21 protein-coding genes are annotated in these 19,906 nt (G+C 43.1%); 16 read left to right on the top strand and 5 right to left on the bottom strand.

Going from position 1 to position 19,906, the window contains the following annotated elements:
* Positions 1 to 781: 781 nt before the first annotated feature.
* Together gltS and ABEF84_RS11630 are read left to right on the top strand one after the other, a co-directional pair.
* Positions 782 to 2,020 (top strand): sodium/glutamate symporter, encoded by a 1,239-nt coding sequence (gltS, locus tag ABEF84_RS11635; RefSeq protein WP_034583280.1) that lies wholly within the window; start codon positions 782 to 784, stop codon positions 2,018 to 2,020.
* 54 nt (positions 2,021 to 2,074) lie between these two features.
* Entirely contained in the window at positions 2,075 to 3,556 is a 1,482-nt protein-coding gene (locus ABEF84_RS11630) for a sodium:alanine symporter family protein (protein WP_034583277.1), read from the top strand.
* A 62-nt stretch (positions 3,557 to 3,618) separates the two neighbouring features.
* On the opposite strand, the gene chrA is transcribed toward ABEF84_RS11630, so the two are convergent.
* Positions 3,619 to 4,827 (bottom strand): chromate efflux transporter, encoded by a 1,209-nt coding sequence (gene chrA / locus ABEF84_RS11625; RefSeq protein ID WP_347454173.1) that lies wholly within the window; start codon positions 4,825 to 4,827, stop codon positions 3,619 to 3,621.
* Positions 4,828 to 4,947: 120 nt separating this feature from the next.
* Between chrA and ABEF84_RS11620 the strand changes: the two genes are divergently transcribed.
* The 7 genes from ABEF84_RS11620 (at position 4,948) to ABEF84_RS11590 (ending at position 10,845) form a co-directional block, all read left to right on the top strand.
* Positions 4,948 to 5,949 (top strand): patatin-like phospholipase family protein, encoded by a 1,002-nt coding sequence (locus ABEF84_RS11620; RefSeq protein WP_347453009.1) that lies wholly within the window; start codon positions 4,948 to 4,950, stop codon positions 5,947 to 5,949.
* Positions 5,950 to 6,297: 348 nt separating this feature from the next.
* Complete coding sequence (locus tag ABEF84_RS11615; RefSeq protein ID WP_171077654.1) at positions 6,298 to 6,474, top strand: hypothetical protein; 177 nt, start codon at positions 6,298 to 6,300, stop codon at positions 6,472 to 6,474.
* A gap of 288 nt (positions 6,475 to 6,762) precedes the next feature.
* Positions 6,763 to 7,284, top strand: coding sequence for an acyl-CoA thioesterase (locus tag ABEF84_RS11610; RefSeq protein WP_347453008.1), 522 nt, complete (start codon positions 6,763 to 6,765; stop codon positions 7,282 to 7,284).
* Positions 7,285 to 7,409: 125 nt separating this feature from the next.
* Positions 7,410 to 7,979 carry a TetR/AcrR family transcriptional regulator gene (locus ABEF84_RS11605; RefSeq protein ID WP_034583270.1) on the top strand — a complete coding sequence of 190 codons (570 nt, stop codon included), beginning with the start codon at positions 7,410 to 7,412 and terminating at the stop codon, positions 7,977 to 7,979.
* Between the two features lie 26 nt (positions 7,980 to 8,005).
* Entirely contained in the window at positions 8,006 to 9,193 is a 1,188-nt protein-coding gene (locus ABEF84_RS11600; RefSeq protein WP_347454769.1) for an MFS transporter, read from the top strand.
* Positions 9,194 to 9,204: 11 nt separating this feature from the next.
* Positions 9,205 to 10,098 carry a LysR substrate-binding domain-containing protein gene (locus ABEF84_RS11595; protein ID WP_034583265.1) on the top strand — a complete coding sequence of 298 codons (894 nt, stop codon included), beginning with the start codon at positions 9,205 to 9,207 and terminating at the stop codon, positions 10,096 to 10,098.
* Between the two features lie 132 nt (positions 10,099 to 10,230).
* A complete protein-coding gene (locus ABEF84_RS11590) occupies positions 10,231 to 10,845 on the top strand; it encodes a glutathione S-transferase family protein (protein ID WP_034583366.1) in 615 nt (204 codons plus the stop codon).
* A gap of 52 nt (positions 10,846 to 10,897) precedes the next feature.
* On the opposite strand, the gene ABEF84_RS11585 is transcribed toward ABEF84_RS11590, so the two are convergent.
* From ABEF84_RS11585 to ABEF84_RS11575, 3 genes are all read right to left on the bottom strand, one after another.
* Positions 10,898 to 12,502: a bifunctional 3-(3-hydroxy-phenyl)propionate/3-hydroxycinnamic acid hydroxylase gene (locus ABEF84_RS11585; RefSeq protein ID WP_034583262.1), complete on the bottom strand. Its 1,605-nt coding sequence runs from the start codon at positions 12,500 to 12,502 to the stop codon at positions 10,898 to 10,900.
* A gap of 366 nt (positions 12,503 to 12,868) precedes the next feature.
* Entirely contained in the window at positions 12,869 to 13,108 is a 240-nt protein-coding gene (locus tag ABEF84_RS11580) for a hypothetical protein (RefSeq protein WP_034583259.1), read from the bottom strand.
* 231 nt (positions 13,109 to 13,339) lie between these two features.
* Positions 13,340 to 14,215 carry an IS982-like element ISAba825 family transposase gene (locus ABEF84_RS11575; RefSeq protein WP_000102417.1) on the bottom strand — a complete coding sequence of 292 codons (876 nt, stop codon included), beginning with the start codon at positions 14,213 to 14,215 and terminating at the stop codon, positions 13,340 to 13,342.
* A 271-nt stretch (positions 14,216 to 14,486) separates the two neighbouring features.
* Here ABEF84_RS11575 and ABEF84_RS11570 point away from each other — a divergent pair, with 271 nt between their 5' ends.
* The 4 genes from ABEF84_RS11570 to ABEF84_RS11555 all read left to right on the top strand — a co-directional run bounded on the left by ABEF84_RS11570 (position 14,487) and on the right by ABEF84_RS11555 (position 17,259).
* The gene (locus tag ABEF84_RS11570) at positions 14,487 to 15,509 is read left to right on the top strand and encodes a GTP-binding protein (protein ID WP_347454770.1); all 1,023 of its coding nucleotides are present in this window, start codon (positions 14,487 to 14,489) and stop codon (positions 15,507 to 15,509) included.
* An 80-nt stretch (positions 15,510 to 15,589) separates the two neighbouring features.
* A complete protein-coding gene (locus ABEF84_RS11565; protein ID WP_034583254.1) occupies positions 15,590 to 16,120 on the top strand; it encodes a YaeQ family protein in 531 nt (176 codons plus the stop codon).
* An 88-nt stretch (positions 16,121 to 16,208) separates the two neighbouring features.
* Positions 16,209 to 16,832: an MgtC/SapB family protein gene (locus tag ABEF84_RS11560; protein WP_034583253.1), complete on the top strand. Its 624-nt coding sequence runs from the start codon at positions 16,209 to 16,211 to the stop codon at positions 16,830 to 16,832.
* 88 nt (positions 16,833 to 16,920) lie between these two features.
* A complete protein-coding gene (locus ABEF84_RS11555; protein WP_034583251.1) occupies positions 16,921 to 17,259 on the top strand; it encodes an FKBP-type peptidyl-prolyl cis-trans isomerase in 339 nt (112 codons plus the stop codon).
* A gap of 197 nt (positions 17,260 to 17,456) precedes the next feature.
* On the opposite strand, the gene ABEF84_RS11550 is transcribed toward ABEF84_RS11555, so the two are convergent.
* A complete protein-coding gene (locus ABEF84_RS11550; protein ID WP_034583364.1) occupies positions 17,457 to 17,909 on the bottom strand; it encodes a GNAT family N-acetyltransferase in 453 nt (150 codons plus the stop codon).
* A gap of 416 nt (positions 17,910 to 18,325) precedes the next feature.
* Between ABEF84_RS11550 and ABEF84_RS11545 the strand changes: the two genes are divergently transcribed.
* The 3 genes from ABEF84_RS11545 (at position 18,326) to ABEF84_RS11535 (ending at position 19,858) form a co-directional block, all read left to right on the top strand.
* Complete coding sequence (locus tag ABEF84_RS11545; protein ID WP_034583249.1) at positions 18,326 to 18,811, top strand: hypothetical protein; 486 nt, start codon at positions 18,326 to 18,328, stop codon at positions 18,809 to 18,811.
* Positions 18,812 to 18,942: 131 nt separating this feature from the next.
* A complete protein-coding gene (locus tag ABEF84_RS11540) occupies positions 18,943 to 19,215 on the top strand; it encodes a hypothetical protein (protein ID WP_347454771.1) in 273 nt (90 codons plus the stop codon).
* A 145-nt stretch (positions 19,216 to 19,360) separates the two neighbouring features.
* On the top strand, positions 19,361 to 19,858 hold the full coding sequence (locus tag ABEF84_RS11535) for a DUF2505 family protein (RefSeq protein ID WP_034583243.1): 498 nt from the start codon (positions 19,361 to 19,363) through the stop codon (positions 19,856 to 19,858).
* Positions 19,859 to 19,906 lie beyond the last annotated feature (48 nt).

The raw sequence follows: 19,906 nt of genomic DNA, 5'->3' as shown, positions 1-19,906 counted from the left end.
AGCTTTTGGGTGGCGGGTAAAGTAAAAGCACAAGATTGAGAAACTGAATTTTGCAGCAGATTTTGAAGAGAGTAGTAATTTTTACGACTTAATAACTAAGCTTTTAGCTATTTAAAATAATTTTTATTTATAAATCTAATGGTTGATTTGAACAAAATGTTCAGGTGCTTCAATGATGAAATTGTGGCGAACTACAATAATCCTAATAAAATTAATCGAAGCTTCAATGATTCTCGATGATTTATACGGTATCTATAAGGAATTGTTAAAAAATTTAAAAGAGGCTTGCGGATTAAAAAAAAAGCAAATGATAAATATTTTTCATGAAAGGTTAAACAATTGTTAATAAAAAACAATGATACGGACAATCAAGACACAGCATAATGTCCGACTTTTCATCTAAATGTTCATTTGCTGTATGAATAGTGGACAGATTCGATATAGATCGAGCTGTCATTTTAAACCTGTTCAGCGAAGAAAACTTGGAAATATCCAGTTTTGTAATGGATCCATGCAGCGAGCGGAACTTCTTTTAACGATGAAGGATGTGCTCGACAAAATGGATCCCCATTTTCAAAACAACTTTAAAAGGATAACGATCGGGTCGAATGCAGGTATTGCATTGACGAATTTGAATCAGGTGCTGAATTGTTTTGTTCTTCTAAAAGCTGTTGTCTTTCAGACTTTCTGAGTAGAGAGTGAGGAAAGCGGAACGGCTCAACCCAGCCATAAAATTACTTTTAGAACAACAAAAATTCAGAATCATCTTAGGCAAATCATTATGGATTTTACTTTTGACGCATTTTATACCTTGATTGCCGCAGTAATCGTATTGCTGCTCGGGCGATACCTGGTGAATAAAATCGATTTTTTAAAACGCTATAACATTCCTGAGCCGGTGGCGGGTGGTCTGGTTGCTGCGATTATTTCCCTGTTTGTACATAATCTGTGGGGTTATAGCATTACCACCAGCGCGGAACTACAAACCAGTTTCATGCTGGTGTTCTTTGCCTCAATTGGTTTGAGTGCCAACTTTGCCAAGTTACGTGAAGGCGGGATCGGGCTAGTGATCTTTCTGGTGGCAATTTCCCTGTTCATCATAGTGCAGGACATTGTCGGTATTTCCCTGGCCACAGTACTCGGAATTGATCCACTGATTGGTTTGATTGCCGGTTCAGTTACCCTGACGGGTGGTCATGGGACTGCGGGTGCCTGGGGTACCATTCTGGAAAATGAACATGGGATTGAGGGAGCATTGGTCATCGGTATGGCGAGTGCGACCTTTGGTCTGATTATTGGTGGTTTGATTGGTGGTCCATTGGCGAAACTGCTGATTAACCGTTATGCACTGGCAACACCACGTACTGATGCACAGGTGGAAAAGCGTGACAATACACCACTGGATATCAGTTCTACCGAATATATCCCGTTTGAATATCCACACCGTGTCCGTCTGATTACGGCTGATAATGCGATTACCACACTGGGTTTATTTGCAGCCTGTCTGGCCTTTGCCGAGTTTATGACTGGTTATAGCAAGGGTACTGCGTTTGAACTGCCAACCTTTGTCTGGGCTTTAGCCGGCGGTGTGATTCTGCGGAACATCATTGAAGGCGTATTCCGGGTACAGATTTTTGACCGTGCCATTGACGTGTTTGGTAACGCATCGCTGTCACTTTATCTGGCGATGGCATTGTTATCCCTGAAATTATGGCAACTGGTTGACCTTGCAGGCCCATTGATGGTGATCCTCGGTGCACAGACCATTACCATGGCTTTATATGCTGCCTTCGTGACGTTTCGTGTTATGGGCCGAAACTATGATGCTGCTGTACTGGCAGCCGGTCATTGTGGTTTTGGTATGGGAGCAACACCAACGGCTGTTGCCAACATGCAGGCGATTACCAATATGTATGGCGCATCGCATAAGGCCTTCCTGATTGTGCCGCTGTGTGGTGCATTCTTCGTCGATCTGATCAATGCAACGGTGATTCAGGTCATCCTGAAATTCGTCGTATAAGGAACTTATACGAAACATTAAGAATAAAACTAGGGCGGATAGAGAGGATAAATCATGAACGAACAGCTCAATGAAACCCTGCTAGGCTGGGTCAATGCCTTAAATGGTCCGCTTTGGGATTTCCTGGTGGTCTTTCTGGTCTCGGTGGGGGTGCTGTATACCCTGGTGACCGGTGCGGTGCAGGTTCGCCTGTTCTCGCAAAGCGTGAAAGTGATGAAAGTTAGCCGTACCGGCGGTGATGACAAGCATGGACATGGTATTACCCCGTTCCAGGCCTTTGTGACTGGACTGGCCAGCCGTGTCGGTGTCGGTAATGTTGCTGGTGTGGCAATTGCGATTGCGATCGGTGGCCCGGGTGCGGTGTTCTGGATGTGGTTTACTGCATTCCTCGGCATGAGTTCGGCTTTTGTGGAATCCTCGCTGGCGCAGCTGTTTAAGGTACGTGATACCCAGAACAAGCAGTTCCGTGGTGGTCCAGCGTATTACATTACCCAAGGTCTGAAACAGAAATGGCTAGGCATTGTCTTCGCCGTCGCCCTGATTCTGACTTATGGCTTTGTGTTTAATGCTGTACAGGCCAATGCGATTATTGGTGCCACTTCACATGCCTGGGGCTGGGATCAAGCCAATCTGACCCTGCCTTTAGGTGGCTTTGGTTTGGAGATTTCCTGGTTAGGCTTAGTACTCGTGTTGATTACAGCCAGTATTATCTTTGGTGGGATCAAGCGGATTGCCAAAGTGGCAGAACGTGTAGTGCCGATCATGGCGTTACTTTACTTAATCGTCGCTTTATATATTGCCATCATTAACTACGATGTATTGCCGACTATTTTCCAGTTGATCTTCACCAAGGCTTTTGCTTTTGAAGCAGCCGCGGGTGGTTTCTTTGGTGCCATGATTTCCATGGCCATGATGATGGGCATCAAGCGTGGCTTATTCTCGAATGAAGCGGGGATGGGCTCGGCGCCGAATGCTGCAGCAGCCTCAGATGTGAAGCATCCAGTAAACCAAGGGCTGGTACAAATGTTAGGTGTCTTTGTGGATACCTTTGTGGTGTGTTCATGTACCGCGATTGTGATTCTGGTCTCTGGTCTGTATGAAAATGCTGGCTTTGAAGGGGTTACTCTGACCCAGATGGCGCTAGAAAGTCAGATTGGTTCTTGGGGCGATGACTTCCTGGCCTTGATTCTATTCCTGTTTGCCTATTCTTCGATTATCGGGAACTACGCTTATGCGGAAGGTAATGTGCAGTTCATTAACAACCAGCCGAAAATGATGTTGATCTTCCGTCTGCTGGTGCTGTTTATGGTGTACTTCGGTTCGATTGCTAGTGTGCCGCTGATCTGGAACATGGCCGATCTGTTCATGGGCATTATGGCCAGTATCAACCTGATCGCTATTCTGTTACTGATGCCTTTTGTACTGATGTTACTGAAAGATTATACCGGTCAGCTGAAACAGGGCATCAAGGAACCTGTGTTTAAGCTGGATCATCATCCGAAGTTTAAGGACAAGGTTAAATCTGATATCTGGTAAGACCTTAAATCAAAAGCCTCGATTCGTTCGGGGCTTTTTATTTTCAATTATTAGTAGCTAAATCAGAAAAAGCTAAGATAACTAGTGTATAGCGCAAACCCTGCAATCAGGCTAAACCATAGCGGAATTTTGGAGCGTAGTAGAACAATCATGAGAATGACAAAAGTAATATCTTCCCATCGGGTTAGATAGCTATGCCCCAGTTCAAACACCAGATAGAGCAACAGCCCAACCACAGCGGCATTAATACCCATCACCGCTTGACGGATTAGAGCCTGCTGCATTAACCAGGACCAGTAAGGCAGGGTAGCAAACATTAAAAAGAAAGATGGCAGGAAAATGGCAACGGTCGCCAGCAAGGCATTTAGCCAGAGCTGATCGGTCCAGTCCAGTAAAGTGCCGATATAAGTGGCAAAATTAAATAGTGGCCCCGGCATCAGCTGGGCAAAAGCATAGCCCAAGTCAAAGGCCTGTGCACTGACCATGCCGCTACTGACAAAATCCTGACGGAGTAAAGGCAAAATCACATGACCACCACCAAAGACTAGTGAACCAGTTTGATAAAAATCGGTAAAGAAATGCAGTTTGCTCCAGCCCAATGCATGTACGAGTGCCGGGACTACAATAAAAGGCAATACAAAGGCGATTCCCCAACAGATTGCTTGCTTTTTTTGAACTTTGGGATGTGGCAAATCTGTGGTGACACTTTGTCCTGAAGTGACAGTAACTTTATTGCTATATTTGGAGATGGCAATACTGAGCAAGCCTGCCAATACAATGGCCAGAATCTGGTTAAAACTTAGGGGTACTAAAGTTAGAAACAGGGCAGAAGCTACCATCAATGCAAACTGCCACCCAGATTTACAGAAGCTACGCAGCATCTGCCAGAAGGCCCAACTCACCACTGCAAAGACAATCAGCTGAATGACATGAAAGCTATGCGAATTCAATACATAAAAATAGCGTTGACCTAATACCGCAACTAAAGCCATTAAAATCGCGGAAGGGAGGGTAAAACCCAGCCAGGCCATGAGAGCACCCAGATAGCCACGCTGCATATAGCCTAAGCCTATACCAACCTGACTGCTGCTGGGACCGGGAAGTAATTGCGCGAGCGCGATCAGTTGTTGGTACTGGATATCATTGATCCAGTGCAGTTGTTGAACCATTTTGCGATGAAAAAATACCAAATGCGCCGCCGGCCCACCAAAGGAGGTACATCCGAGCTGGAGAAAAGTCAGAAAAATCTGCAAAAGTGAGGGTGGCTGCATGTGGGGTATAATTCGGATCAAAACGTCACTCAGACTGTAGAGTAATTTTACGAAATTCAACAGTTAATTTAAGATGGTGTTTATACACTATGCTGCAATTGATATGAGGATATGTGCTATATGCAGAAGGTCAGCTTAAGTTTGATTATGCTGGGATTACTGGGCCTGGCTGGCTGTCAGACCGTGCCGGATCAACGCACTATGGCAGTCCGTTCTGTCAGTTCTCCTCAACAGGCATTGCACATGCCGGCACAGGCACGCCCAAATAATATTGATTTCCAGAAGATCAAGGAAGCTGAAAATCGTCCGGTGGTGGCATTGGTACTGGGCAGTGGTGGCGCACGTGGTTATGCGCATATCGGGGCGATTGAAGTACTCGAAGAAGCTGGTATCAAACCGGATCTGATTGTCGGGACTAGCGCAGGGAGTATCGTCGGTTCGATTTATGCCAGTGGCAAACCTGCGATTGAACTGCGTAATATTGCCCTGACCATGAAAGCCAATGATGTACGTGATTTCAGACTGGATCGTAAAGGCTTCTTTGACGGGAAAAAAGTCGAAAACTATGTCAATCTGCAGGTGGATAATGTGCCCTTACAGGACATGAAAATACCGATGTTTGTGGTGGCGACCGACTTAAAAGAAGGCAAAAAAGTCGTGTTTAACTATGGCAATACTGGTCAGGCTGTACGTGCTTCAGTTGCTATACCAAGTATGTTTATTCCCGCGCAAATTGAAGGTAAGGAATATGTCGATGGTGGTCTGGTCAGTCCAGTGCCGGTGGATGTAGCACGTGAGCTTGGGGCGGATATCGTCATCGCTGTCGATATTCTGGCGCAGCCGATTCATACCGAAACCACCAATGTCTGGGGCCTGTTCAACCAGAATATTAATATCATGCAGAAACGTCTGGCCAATGAAGAACTTAAGCATGCGGATGTGGTGATTCAGCCGGATCTGCGTGAAAAAGGTCATATTTTTGATGTGCGTGGTCGAGCTATGACGATGGAAGCTGGGATTCAGGCGGCCCGGGCCAAATTGCATAACATTGCCCACGTATACCAGCAGCATAACTATGGTTATGGCAATCAGATTCATCAGCTCTTGGCTCAGGAAAAATAACAGCGCAGCCAAATTTGTATCAGAAAACCTCATCTGCAGCGTTCCTGTTGATGAGGTTTTTTATATTCATGACTTAAAACTAATACTAAATAAAGATAAGTATTGGCTATCTTTTGGAGCTATAAGTTAAGCGTTATTGGCTATAAATAAAAAGTTTTTATAAGAGTTGGTATTTATTTAATATATTGAAAATTAATAATATTTATTGAGTTTTAAATTTCGTTATTTATATTTTAAAAATTTTAAAAAGATATTTACATACTTAGGTTGATCAAATGTTTTAAATCTAAATAACTCATGTAAAATGTCGCCAAGTCGGCTAATGAACATGAAGCATAGGGTGGGTAGATGAATACACTAGAAGTCGGACAACGTGTCCAGCTGGCACAATTTGATCAATACGAGTTTAAGGTGACTGAAATTCATCAGGACAATACCTATACCGTTGAAACCCAGTTGGGTGGCGAACAGGTACTGACTTATCAGAATGTGGCAAGAGAAATGCTAAAACTCATTACTGAGTAAGTACTTATTTAAAATCAGACCCGGTTTTATTTTAAAGATAGGGTCTGATTGATTATTTAATCAGCTGTGCAATTTAATTAAGAAAACAATATTCTATAAATCTGTATTTCATTTAATCCTGTTCCAGCAGAGCTTCTCAGGATTCGTACTATATTATTTTCTGTATGAAATTATTTTAGATATAAGTAATTATGATGTAATTTTTGCCGAATTGAACATTTTCTTGCCGGTAAAATCGCTATAATAATGCGCTATATCATTGTCATTCAAAAAAGTTCAGAGAAAGCGATGGCCCCATTAGACCAACTTGCAGCAATTTCAGATGACCAGTCAGAGTTAACGATGACCGTTCTTATGACACCAGACATGGCAAATTTTTCAGGAAATGTGCATGGTGGTACCATTCTGAAACTGCTGGATCAGGTAGCGTATGCCTGTGCGAGCCGTTACTCAGGTAGTTATGTCGTCACACTATCCGTAGATAAAGTCACTTTTAAAGAACCGATTCATGTAGGTGAGCTGGTTACTTTCCTGGCAAGTGTGAACCACGTGGGTCGTACTTCGATGGAAATTGGCATTCGCGTTGAGGCACAGAATATTCAGAAGCGTACCGTGCGTCATACCAACAGCTGTTACTTCACCATGGTTGCTGTCGATGAAAATGGCAAGCCGAAAGAAATTCCACCACTGAATCTGGACAATGACTGGAAACGTTGCCGTTTTGAAGCTGCAGAACAGCGTAAAATTGCCCGTTTGCAGGAAAATCATCATCCTTCTTGCAGCATCTACAAGAAAACAGCACATAACTAAGATTTCTTAGATTTAAAAGGCCTCCCATAATGGAGGCCTTTTTTATTTAATATCCATTTTTGGACTGGTGATTACGGTATAAATCACCTAAAATGAAACGATACGTATCGTTTCGAATTTAAACCATGACGCAGGATGAAAAAACCTCACGGCGCCAGGACTGCATTTTTCAGGCTGTAATAGAAGCGCTCAGTGAATATGAGTATTACCAGCTGACCATTGAAGATATTGCGGCAAGGGCCGGGGTAGGCAAGTCCACCATTTACCGTTGGTGGAAGCACAAGTCTGAGCTGGTGCTGGATACTTTCCGGGCGCATACCGCTTCGATTTTTGATCTGGATTTAGCCAAAACCCTGGAAGATAACCTGATTCAGCAGCTGACCCGTCTGGCACAGGCATTGAACCATCCGGTAGGACGGGCATTACTGGTGGTGATGGCCAATCATCGTGAACTGGCTGGAAACTTCTTTCATGATTTTCTGTTGCCACGCCGTGAACAGATGCATGCCTTGCTGCAGCAGTCGATTGAACGGGGAGAAATCCGTAGCGATTATCCTTTTGACCTGATGCTGGACACGCTCTACGGCCCGATCCATTACAAGATTATTTTCTTTAACCGTATGCCGGATGATGCCTATATCCGTGCCTTGGTTTCACTTGTCCTTCAGCCTGTACGTATGCAGGCATCACATTGAATTTGTTCTGCAAATAGTAGGTTTGTATGTCTGCCATGACACAAAATTTATGGAATCGCTCATTTATCCTGTGCGTACTGAATAACCTGTTTTTATTTACCTATTATTTTGCCCAGATCGCGATTTTGCCGATCTATATCACCAATGAACTGGGTGGAACAGTGAAGCAAGCCGGTCTGGCACTGACGCTATTTCTGGTCTCTTCCATTGCAATCCGTCCGTTTACCGGTCTGATTATTGAAAAAATCGGGCAAAAAGTGGCGATGCGTGGTGCAGGCTTGCTGTTTGCCTTATTCGCGTTTAGTTATCTGCTGATTGATAGCATGAGCTCACTGTTGATCGTACGTTTTCTGCATGGCATCTGGTTTAGTATCCTGACTACCGTCACAGTGCCGGTGGCCAATGACTTTATTCCAAATGAACGCAAGGGCGAGGGCATGGGCTATTTTGTCATGTCGACCAATCTGGGGGTGGTGTTTGGGCCGCTGATTGCCTTAACCACTATTCAGTTCACCAGCTTCCAGATTTTGTTTGGCATTCTGGCCGTGCTGATCAGTTTAGGTTTGATTTTTAGTCTGATTCTGAATATTCGTGATTTGCCAAAACCACATCAAGTAGAGACAAAATCTTCTTTAACTTTGCAAGATATTGTCGAAACCAAGGTGCTGGCAGTGAGCTTTATTGCCTTGCTCACCGCATTTGCTTATTCCAGCATTACCAGCTTTATTACCGTATATGCCGAGGCCAAAGATTTATTGGCTTACGTCAGCCTGTTCTTTATCGTGTTTGCGGTATCCATGCTGGTGGTGCGCCCATGGGTGGGTAAATTCTATGACCGCAAAGGCCCGGATGCGGTGATCTATCCATCTTTCCTGTTCTTTGCTATTGGTCTGGTGATGATCACGTTTGTGGATGATCAGTGGATGCTGTGGCTGTCAGCCATCTTTATTGGGATTGGTTACGGATCATTATTCCCATGTCTGCAGACACTGGCAATTCAGTCAGTGGAAAAACAGCGTATGGGCCATGCGATTTCCACATTCTTTACTTTATTTGACCTAGGCTTAGCAGTGGGTTCCGTGGTGATGGGCATCCTGATTGCATATTGGGGCTATGAAACCACCTACATCATTTGTGCCATCATTGTGATGCTAACCTTATTGATTTATCGACAGACTGTGGCGAAGAAAAGAGCAAAAAAAGCTTCTGTATAGGATTAAAAATTATGGAACTGAGACATTTACGATATTTCTGTACGGTCGCAAGCGAGCTGAACTTTACCCGTGCTGCAGAAAAGCTGAATACTGTTCAACCTTCACTCAGTCAGCAGATCAAGGATCTGGAACGTGAAGTCGGGGTGAAACTGCTGGAACGCTCCAACCGTAGGGTCGAACTGACCGAAGCAGGTAAAGTCTTTTTAAAAGAAGCGCTGCTCAGTCTGGAACATGCCGAGCGTGGCATACATCTCGCACGTCAGGTTGCTGAGGTGGAGAAAAAACAGCTGGATATTGGTTTTGTCCCGGTAGCTGAAATGAAAATTTTCCCGTATATCATGCCGAATATCCGGGCGCATTTTCCGGACCTGAAAGCGCTGTTTCATAGCCTGACCGATGCGGAACAGTTTTCCTGGCTGCGTCAAGGTATGCTGGACATTGCCTTTACACGTTATCCGGATCCTTCGGAAGAATTTGAGTCGATCAAGATTTTTGATGAGCCGTTGACCCTGATTGTGCCGCGTGATTCCAAGGTGGTGAATGGGCCGGCACTCAGTATCAAGAGCTTCGAAGGTCGTGACTTTGTGATCAGTGATGAACAGGCATCACCACAACTGTATTCGGTCATTCATGATTTTCTGAAAAAATCTGGGATTCGCGTGAATGTGGTACAGCATTCCACCAATATCCTGTTGAATGTCAATCTGGTCGGCATGGGCGTAGGCTGGAGTCTGGTGCCGTCTTATGTGATTCCATTGCTCGGTGAAAATATTGTGGTCAAGAAAACCATTGAACCATTACCGATGATTGGCCTGTATGCCAGCTACCGTAAAGATCAGAAACATCAGGTGATTAACCTGATTCTGAAAGTCCTTAAAGAAAAATTCTGTCCGGATTTATTTTAATCCGGGCACTGGGCAGGGAAGTCCAATCATAAAATAAAAATAGTGAAATGATTAGTAGCACATCTTAACGCGACCAATTCACAAATCGCGCTATAGTCAGAGAGTGGCAATTACAAAAGGTTCACTCTTATGATGACCTTATATAACAATCCACAATCCCGTGGCCTGACTTTATTTCCGCTGATTCAAGAACTCGGTATTGAAGACCAAATTCAGCAGGTTGAAATGGCTTATCCAGACATGCATCAGCCAAATTATGAACAGATCAATCCGATGGGCAAGGTGCCCTGTCTGGTCGATCGGGGCATTGTGATTTCAGAAATGGCAGCGATCTATATTTATCTGGCGGATAAATTCCGGGACAAAGGTCTAGCACCTGATCTGGATGATCCGAAACGTGGTGCTTATCTGAAATGGATTTTGTTCTGTCATGGGCCTTTGACCGAATATATTGATATCAGCAATCTGCAAATTCCAGCGGAGCGTATTGAACAGCAACGCCGTAGCCTGAGCTTTGGCAATGAAGCATCTGTACATCGTTTTCTGAAACAGGGGATACTGCAAGCTAGTCCTTATTTGCTTGGTGAACAATGTACCGCAGCTGACCTGTATGTGGCCTATTGCCTGATCTTTGCTATCAACGCGAAAATCCTGCCGGATTATGCGGAATTCACGCCTTTTTTACAGACTTTGGCCAAGCGAGATTCACTGAAAGATATTGCATGGTTTCAGCCTTATCGGACTTAATTTTCAACAATTAAAAAACCACGCTCTAGCGTGGTTTTTTAATAACATTGAATTACTTCGCGTGTAGTTTACGAAATAGTGCCTGGCTAGTGCTATCGATTGATTGTGGAATCGCCAGCGAAGCCACAAAACGGTCTGGACGCAGAATTGTAATAGATTCTTTTGTTTGACCGAACCAAGTGCGGATTTCAGTGCCGATATCACCGATGGTAATCACATCGTCATATTTCTTACGTTGTGGATTATCCAGTTGCACCGCAGGAATCACCTGGATGAATTTTACGCCCAGTTTCTTCCATTGCTGGATCGACTGTTCGCTAAGACCCCATTTCGGATCGACGCCCCAAGCGATGATTGCGAAATCATTACCAATCACTTCATCAAGCAGTACAGTTTCGCCAGATTCCAGTTTTACTTGTGGCTGGATAAACATCTTGCCAACTGGAGAAGTCTTTTCAGCACTTGGCAGTAGGGCGCCATCGTTGTACTTCGGCATTGGCTTAAAGCGCATTTCCAGCAGATACTGCTTGATTGGCTTGATGTAGTTCAGCACAGATGAGATACCGTCACGCACGATACCATGCCATTTTTTCGGTGGAGCCAGGACGTGGCCCGCCATTACAGACAAGTCGATCATCGCTTTGGCATGGTCTTTACGTTCAACCTGATAAGAATCCAGCAGTTCTGGACCGGCTTTACCTTGTACTACGAGTGCCATTTTCCAGGCTAGGTTAAAGGCATCGCGCATACCGCTGTTGTAGCCCTGACCTTGCCATACTGGCATGATGTGCGCGGCGTCACCTGCCAGCAGGATACGGTCGATACGGAATTTATCCGCAATACGCGCGTTATGCGTATAAACACGCTGACGGATCACTTCGATGCCATCGGTATTTGGCAGGACTTTCGATAGCAGTTTGGCAATATTTTCTGGTTTGCTTAGTTCTTCCTGTGTTTCGCCTGGCATCACCATAAACTCGAAACGGCGGATACCGTGTGGCAGCGCAGCCGATACATAAGGACGTACCGGGTCACAGCACAGGTAAATATGTGGGGTCGCCAACGGATCATTATCGATATCAATCACGATCCACTGGTTCGGTGCAGTTTTTCCTTCAAATGGAATATTTAGCGTACGGCGTACATAAGAATTACCTCCGTCACAGGCAATCAGGTACTGTGCACGGATGATCTCTGAATCACTGTCTTTGGTCTGAACGTTTAACGTCACACCGTCAGCATCTTGGCTGAAGTGTGTTAGATGGCGTGAGAACAGTACCTGAGTTTTCTTATATTGTTTTAAGCCCTGCAGCAGAACATTGTCGACCTGTGGCTGAATGAATGCATTACGGCGAGAGAAACCGAATTCACGGGTCATCGGTTGAATATCAGCGAAACAGCGACCTTTTGGTGTGAGGAAGCGCATAGCATGGTTAGGTGTCGTGTGCGGTAAAACCTGATCCACCAGACCTAAGGATTGAATGGTACGCAGCGATTCATCATCAATACCAATGGCACGAGGATAATCAATCAGACTGTCTAGCTGTTCCACTACAGTGACCTGAACGCCCTGTTTGCTCAAGTAGTTGGCAATGGTTAGGCCAACCGGACCAGCACCTAAAATGGCGACTTCTGTTGTGTAATTTGCATTGCTCATCGCAAGGTTCCCTTGAATCCATCCACGAATTGGATGCTATTTAGGGCTAAATCCTAAGTCTAAACAAGCTAGGCCATAGTCGGGACTATATAGCTAAAATACATGATAAGAAAAATAGTTAAATTTATAAGATTTTGATAAATAAATATTTAATTAAATTTTTCTGATAGTTTGCAATGATTCAATGATCATATTTGATTATGATGAAACGGAAATTTGAATAGAAAAATGGCTGCATGCAGATGTGCATACAGCCATTTTGATCATTCCCAAATGTCTCGCGAGATCTCTCTCTGGCGTTTGACATCTGAAAATGCGTGTACCCGGTTAAAAGGGTACCGGTTGATAAATCATCAGGTTGTAGAATTACTGTGCAGACTTAGTAGTGCTAGAAGTAGTTGGTTCTGCAGCAGTTTCAGAAGTCGGCTGCTCGGCAGTACCTGAAGCAACAGGTGCTTTGATCTCAGTCGTATCAGGCTGCTCCTGAGTGCTGACAATGACTTTTTCTTCCTCAGTAGTTGTGGTTTTGTCTGTTTTAGTAGCAGCGAAGCTGGTTGCTGTAGCTGCGGCAAAGGTAGAAGCAAGTAAAATTTGTGAGAAATTCATATTTGGCATCCTTATATATTTTCTTTAAGTACTAGTAGATTCTGTTGACCATCACATCAACAGAACAGGAGCCTATGCTAGGTGGTGAAAATCTGGGCTGCAATTGATTTCACAAAAGCTATAGCGGAACGCATACACATGTATACAAAAGCCAAAGTTATGTTTTCATTTGGTTAAGTTACTGAATAAAAGATTAAATAAATATTTAAAAATATTACGCCAATCTCAACTTTAAATAAGCTTTTCAAATTGAATCGGTGAATAACCACATTTTTTATTCATAACGACGCAGACCGTATGTGACAAAATCTTTCTGATAAAACGATGCGATAAGTGCCATAAATCTCTTGCCCTTACTTTTTGAATATTAAAGCGATCAGTTAATTGACCAATGACCGTTTCAATTTTCCTTCGTGCTCTCATAAGCAACCTCATTGATTCTTGAGATCTAGAGTCCGGCATATTCTTTCTTAAAGGAGTTTGTAGATCAACGTACTGAAATTTATAGTATTCTTTCAAGCTGGGTCTTAAGTAACCTTTATCTGCACCTAGTAACCCATGAATATTTTCTGTGATTTCTGGTGCAACATCACGCTCATCTACATTTGCTGGAGCGAAAGTATAGCCAGTAATCATACCCTCCAAATTAATTACAAGATGCCCTTTAAAACCATAGTATTTCTCTTGTTGTGCAGCACAATAACTAAAACCTGCATGTTCTTTGAAATTCTTGTGTCTTTTTGCTCGACTATAACGACAAACAGGTATAGGAAATCCATCAATAAAATGAATATGATCCTGACCATAATGTGCAGTTAATTGGGCTGTGATTTTTTGATGAACTTGCCATAAGTTTGCACAATGCTTACAAAAGTTAGGATATGAACCTAAATGAGGGAACCAACTTAAGTAATTGTTTTTAAAAAACATCCATATGCTTTTATCCGTATCCATTTTGAGACACTCACCAACAATTTGCATTGTGATAATTTCAATATCGGTTAAAGCAGGTGGAAAACCACGTTTTCTTAATGGTTCAGAGACTATAGTTGGGTAAATTTCCTCTATGATTAAATAGACAATGATGATAAATTCTTCAGTGGACATAACTGTAATTTTATTTTCATAGACGGATTTAAAATGAGGTTATGTCCTTTTTATTTCAATGACTTAAAAAGTTGAGATTGGCGTAAATATTTCAAAAATGAATAAAAAATAAGCAGTTGTAAGCGTTTAACTATCATTCATTTAAGAAATCCACCATAAAAACTAAAACCCAATTAATTTAAAAGTGGCTTTTTCTATTCACTTCGGTAATAAAAATGCTCTGGGTTATAATAGGTGCATTCCTGAATTTTTTGTCTCCTGTGAGTTCTTCTTGAAACTGATTCCTTCGGCTTCTGCCTTACCTGTGCATATTATTTCTGGCTTTTTAGGTGCGGGAAAAACCACTTTGCTTAAACATTTGCTTAGCCAAAAGCCGGAAGGTGAAACCTGGGCAGTATTAATGAATGAGTTTGGTCAGATTGGCGTGGATCAGGAACTGTTACCACAGGATCAGGGCTATGCCGTGAAGGAGTTGCTGGGTGGTTGTCTGTGCTGTAGCAGTCAGTTACCGATGCAGATTGCCTTGTCCAGACTATTGTCCGAAGCCAAACCGGATCGGCTGTTTATCGAGCCGACAGGATTAGGTCATCCAGCCCAGTTATTGGAACAACTCACAGAACCACATTGGCAGCCACATTTAAAAATGCAGGCATTAGTCACTGTGATTGATGGTTCACGTCTGCATGACAGAGAATGGACTACACAGAATCTATATGCCGATCAGTTAAAAGCAGCCCATATTGTGGTGGTATCACATACCGACCTGATGACGGATGCCGATCAGCAAAGCCTGAAAGAATTGCAACAGGAATATCAGGTCTATCAGCAGACTTGGCTTATGAGTTCACAGGGGCAGGTCGATATTGAGCAGCTGCAACAGGACTATGTGGGTTCAGCACGGCAGATTCAGCCTTTATTGTTACAACAACGTCAGCAACGTGTAGGTGAGCAACCCGCGAAAATCCAGCAGCTGCCTTATCATTATGTGGAATCGGCGCAAGGCTATGCGGTTGCAGGCTGGAAATTGCCAAAACGCTGGCAGTTTGATTTTTATAAGCTGCTCGATCTGCTATGTGAGCAGCACAACTGGCTGAGGATTAAAGGGATTTTTAACACCAATCAGGGTTGGAAAAGTTTTAACTTCAATCCGGAGCAGTTTAACTACCAGACCGCAGACGAAGGTATTGATAACCGCATCGAGATAATTTATCCAGCTGAACAGCGGGACTGGCTGGCATTTGAAATAGTCTTAATGAATTGCCGAATCGATGCTGCAGCTAAAACTTCGCCATAAATGATGGATATTGGGCTTAATCAGTTCAGCAAAAATCATTCAAATCTTATATGCTAGGCGCCAAATTTGAGGATTGATTTATGGCGCTTAAAGCAACAATTTATAAGGCTGATCTGAACATTGCCGATATGGATATCCATCGTTATGAGGATCATCAGCTGACTATGGCTCTGCACCCCTCTGAAACCATTGAACGTTTGATGGTGCGTATTCTGGCATTTGCCCGTTATGCTGGCGAAGCGCTGGAATTTACCAAAGACCTGTTTGAAACTGATGAGCCCGCGCTGTGGGAAAAAGATCTGACCGGCCAACTGATTCAGTGGATTGAAGTCGGTTGTCCGGATGAAGACAAGGTGAAAAAGGCCAGTGCACGTTGTAAAAAGGTCGCAGTAGTGGCTTATGGTACGTCAGTCGATGAATGGTACAAACGCAGTAGCAAGCTGAAAACCTTATCCAATGTGGAAGTCTGGAAAATCTCTCCGGCCACTACTGAAGCAGTGCAACAGTTATGTGAACGTACCATGCAGTTGCAACTCAACATCATGGATGGTGAATGGACCTTGATCGGTGACAAGGGGCAGGCTGTGATTGAGTGGGAACGTTTACAATAAAAATCTTCAGGTTGTAGGTCTAGGCTTGCAGCCTGCTTTAAAAATTGCGTATACCTAACATATAAGAATAAATTACGGGAAAAGGTATATGCATCCGGATATCTATCGTTTGCTGATTGCTCTCGCGATTGGTGCCATTATTGGTGCAGAGCGTGAATACCGGAGCAAATCTGCGGGCTTAAGAACCATGATTATGGTCAGCCTCAGTTCCTGTCTGTTTACCATCATGTCTTTAAAAATCGGCATCGATAGTCCTGACCGGATTGCTGCCAATATTCTGACCGGTCTTGGTTTTGTCGGTGCCGGGGTGATCTTTAAAGATGAAAACCGGATTTCCGGGATTACTACTGCTACCACCATCTGGATGACCGCTGCACTGGGTATGGCTGTAGGGGCAGGGTATGAACTGCTCAGTATGTTCGCGACCTTGATCGTGCTCATCGTGCTGATTTTTCTGGTTTATGTCCAGGATGGAATCGAAAACCTAAGCCAGGCGCGGGCGTATAGGATTATTTGCCCCTATCAGCGCAAAACCCTGGATCATTATGAATATCTGTTTAAGACCTATGACATGAAGGTGATACGCAGTGTGCAGCATAAGACCGAGCATCGCATCAGTGGGCGCTGGATTTTAATCGGGACGGCAGAAAATCATAAAAAGCTGACCAATTATTTATTAAATGATCCCAATATTCAGGAACTCAGCTTTTAAACGCCTGTTTACTTTAAACTCGTAAGCACGCAAGCAAATGCGGTTATACTAAGCCATGAAAATTTGGTGCTCAGTTTAGGTAAAAACCATGGTGAAAGAATTAGAAATTATCGATTTAAAAGTTGGTGAAGGTAAAGAAGCAGTAAAAGGTGCGCTGATTACTACCCACTACACAGGCTGGTTGGAAGACGGGACCAAATTTGACTCATCGTTAGATCGTGGTCAGTACTTTGAAACAGTGATCGGCACTGGCCGCGTAATTAAAGGCTGGGATCAGGGCATTATGGGTATGAAAGTGGGCGGTAAACGTAAACTGATCGTACCTGCTCACTTGGCTTATGGCGAACGTAAAATGGGGAATATTATCCCGGCGAATTCAAACCTGATTTTTGAAATCGAACTCTATGATGTGAAAACACGTGATTAAGTCATTCTAAGTTTTTGAATTGATCAGAACTAGTTCAATAAAAGCAGGATGGTTTTTTGTTATCCTGCTTTTTAATTGTCATTTATCACCCATAAGTAATGGTTTGATTAGCCTAGTTACGCGGAGAAAATCGAAGAAAGGAATTATCCAAAACTATGATTGCAACAACTGGATTGGATAATATTTCTTAATAAAAATCAGCTATGAGACAGGGTTTTATACAGATGTAAAGTTGATGTATTGAGTGAACTGTTAATCGGCATCTGGAATCCAAGTTTGGTGTAAAAAGGCAGCGCAGTTTGAGTACTTTCAATTTCTAAATGACTAATATTTTTATGAGCAATCGCGTCTAGCATATGATTAAACAGCTGTGTACCATAGCCTAAACGCTGCATACTGCTGACCACATAATGCATGCGGATTTCGCCCTGATCGCTGACCATTAAAAATCCCACCACTTTGTCATGCACGGTACAGACCCAGCAGTCGTTATACAGCATTTCCACAATCAAGCTGGCATGCGTAAAGGCTTCCAGCCAGGTCTGGATACGGCTTTCCTCACGCTGGTGATCTAGGACACACGACTGAATACTGTCATGGATCACCTGCAAGATTTGCGGAATATCCTGAACTTTTCCTTCACGAATCATCATCTATAGTAAAAATAAACTTAATAATCTGGATTTTTTATTTAGCAATAGGTGAACAATGAATAAAAGACCGAGATTGTATTGTTATGACCGGTTTTTTGCTCATCTATAGTGATTCTGCGGTACTTCTGTAAAACCTTTGTGAGACTTTTCCAGATTGTCAGACAGGCAGGATTGTGAAGAAAGGCTTGATCATTTATATATGGACTCATTAGACGTCCCATTTTTAAATAAAAAACCAAAGCTGAATCGGGTAGCTTGTAGCAATCATTTAAGAATAACTTGAAATATCTTGAAATGACTTAAATTGGTTGTTTATTCACCACTATGTTAAGGTTTGTAAATGGATCAGTGAATATTCATTTGTCTTTCAGTTGATTTACAATAAAAATAACTCAGGATAAGAGGCCCAGATTATGGTCAAATTATTGCTTTTTATCTGTTTTTTAATTGCTATTTATGCCGCGTGGATCGTGTTCTTTAAAATGGATAAGGCTCGAGATCAGCTGCAGCATTGGCATAAAAAATTCAAATCTCAGCAGGATGCGTTTGAGCAGGCAAATCCTGAACAGCGTCAGCCACGGGAAATTTTGGTGGATGCCTATGAACTGCAGCTGTTTGATGACGTGGCACAACTGTTTTTCAAGGCGCCGGTACAATTGATGGATCGTCAGCAGGCTGAACAGCTACAACAGAAATGGCTGAGTAAAATGCCGATGCAAACCAATACCCTAATCCGGAAAATGGATTTGGGTGAGTGGTCGATTTATTGGAATTTTTACGATCAGTCGCTGGAATATTATGTCGGGCGTTACGGCATTTTCTATACCCATGTCGACCGTCATGGGCAGGAACATAAACGTGAATACCGTTTAGATGTGAAACAGGCGGATTGCGCTTAAGTCAGTTCCTCTATTTGATTTGATCAATCACTTACTCTTAACTTTTATAAATTTGATCCGAACTTTCCCTTGATCTGGATAGATCGCTAAACTAGCTGGAGATTTGTGATGATCAATAAAGGGTGAAGATCATGTTAATTGACTTCCGTCAGGCACAGCTGGAACGTTTTATTCAGTTAGCACGTCAAATCGAAATTCATTCTGAGCACTATCTGCAGTTCGATTCCGTTTCTGACTTTTATAAATCTTCCTGGCTGGATGATTTTCCGCAGGGCACCGAGTGGTATGCCTCAGGGTTGGATGATGGTGCGGAACAGTTTGAAGCCATTATTTGCTATGCTACTGCTAAGCTGATCATTAGTAAGGGAATTCAAACCGAAGTCCATTTAAAAATAGTGGATTGACTCTTTCGCCTAGAAATCTTTATAAACAGAATAATGACATGGGGCCGAGAAATCAGTTTAATGCTGCTTGTATAATCACATTTCTTATTGATCTTGGCTTATTTACTAAGCCGAAAGTAAACGCCAACAATAAAAGGAAAAAAGAATGGCACATCAATTTACTGTCAACGCAAACATCCAAGGTGTATCCATTGATGAGTTCAAGCGTCTAGCCAATGACATCAACATGCATGAAGCAGTCTGTCGCCGTATTCCGGCACAGAATATGGAAATCTTGGTTTCTGAAAAGCAGGGTGAAATCTATACCCTAAAACGTGCTTATAACCTGGATGTGAATATTCCAGAGATTGCCAAGAAAATGCTGAAAGATGCGTTCCGTTTGCATCGGACTGATATCAGTAATCTCGACCAACTGACTTCTACTGTAGAACTCGGAGCTAATCTGCCGATTGAAGCAAAGTGCCAGCGTGTAGTGAAAGGAGATGATCGTCAGATCGAGTTTCAGCTGGACTGGACGGTGAAAGTGAAAGTACCTCTCATTGGCGGCATGCTGGAAAAACATGCGGAAGGAGAAATCCGTAAATTCAGCCAGATCGAAATTGGCATTATTGAAGATGAAATCCGTAAAAGCCTGACTGCTTAACTTCTAATTTGTATTGATCTTCCAAAACAAAAGAGCCCGATTTGGGCT

Origin of the sequence: Acinetobacter sp. ANC 7912, assembly GCF_039862785.1 — a bacterium.
Classification (GTDB): domain Bacteria; phylum Pseudomonadota; class Gammaproteobacteria; order Pseudomonadales; family Moraxellaceae; genus Acinetobacter; species Acinetobacter thermotolerans.
Note: the sequence above shows the minus strand (reverse complement) of the source record. Positions and strands in the feature narration are given on the sequence as shown.

Bases quoted from the DNA above. Each gene is read 5' to 3' on its own strand.
- gltS (WP_034583280.1), top strand. From the start codon at position 782: ATGGATTTTACTTTTGACGCATTTTATACCTTGATTGCCGCAGTAATC.
- ABEF84_RS11630 (WP_034583277.1), top strand. From the start codon at position 2,075: ATGAACGAACAGCTCAATGAAACCCTGCTAGGCTGGGTCAATGCCTTA.
- chrA (WP_347454173.1), bottom strand. From the start codon at position 4,827: ATGCAGCCACCCTCACTTTTGCAGATTTTTCTGACTTTTCTCCAGCTC.
- ABEF84_RS11620 (WP_347453009.1), top strand. From the start codon at position 4,948: ATGCAGAAGGTCAGCTTAAGTTTGATTATGCTGGGATTACTGGGCCTG.
- ABEF84_RS11615 (WP_171077654.1), top strand. From the start codon at position 6,298: ATGAATACACTAGAAGTCGGACAACGTGTCCAGCTGGCACAATTTGAT.
- ABEF84_RS11610 (WP_347453008.1), top strand. From the start codon at position 6,763: ATGGCCCCATTAGACCAACTTGCAGCAATTTCAGATGACCAGTCAGAG.
- ABEF84_RS11605 (WP_034583270.1), top strand. From the start codon at position 7,410: ATGACGCAGGATGAAAAAACCTCACGGCGCCAGGACTGCATTTTTCAG.
- ABEF84_RS11600 (WP_347454769.1), top strand. From the start codon at position 8,006: ATGTCTGCCATGACACAAAATTTATGGAATCGCTCATTTATCCTGTGC.
- ABEF84_RS11595 (WP_034583265.1), top strand. From the start codon at position 9,205: ATGGAACTGAGACATTTACGATATTTCTGTACGGTCGCAAGCGAGCTG.
- ABEF84_RS11590 (WP_034583366.1), top strand. From the start codon at position 10,231: ATGACCTTATATAACAATCCACAATCCCGTGGCCTGACTTTATTTCCG.
- ABEF84_RS11585 (WP_034583262.1), bottom strand. From the start codon at position 12,502: ATGAGCAATGCAAATTACACAACAGAAGTCGCCATTTTAGGTGCTGGT.
- ABEF84_RS11580 (WP_034583259.1), bottom strand. From the start codon at position 13,108: ATGAATTTCTCACAAATTTTACTTGCTTCTACCTTTGCCGCAGCTACA.
- ABEF84_RS11575 (WP_000102417.1), bottom strand. From the start codon at position 14,215: ATGTCCACTGAAGAATTTATCATCATTGTCTATTTAATCATAGAGGAA.
- ABEF84_RS11565 (WP_034583254.1), top strand. From the start codon at position 15,590: ATGGCGCTTAAAGCAACAATTTATAAGGCTGATCTGAACATTGCCGAT.
- ABEF84_RS11560 (WP_034583253.1), top strand. From the start codon at position 16,209: ATGCATCCGGATATCTATCGTTTGCTGATTGCTCTCGCGATTGGTGCC.
- ABEF84_RS11555 (WP_034583251.1), top strand. From the start codon at position 16,921: ATGGTGAAAGAATTAGAAATTATCGATTTAAAAGTTGGTGAAGGTAAA.
- ABEF84_RS11550 (WP_034583364.1), bottom strand. From the start codon at position 17,909: ATGATTCGTGAAGGAAAAGTTCAGGATATTCCGCAAATCTTGCAGGTG.
- ABEF84_RS11545 (WP_034583249.1), top strand. From the start codon at position 18,326: ATGGTCAAATTATTGCTTTTTATCTGTTTTTTAATTGCTATTTATGCC.
- ABEF84_RS11540 (WP_347454771.1), top strand. From the start codon at position 18,943: ATGTTAATTGACTTCCGTCAGGCACAGCTGGAACGTTTTATTCAGTTA.
- ABEF84_RS11535 (WP_034583243.1), top strand. From the start codon at position 19,361: ATGGCACATCAATTTACTGTCAACGCAAACATCCAAGGTGTATCCATT.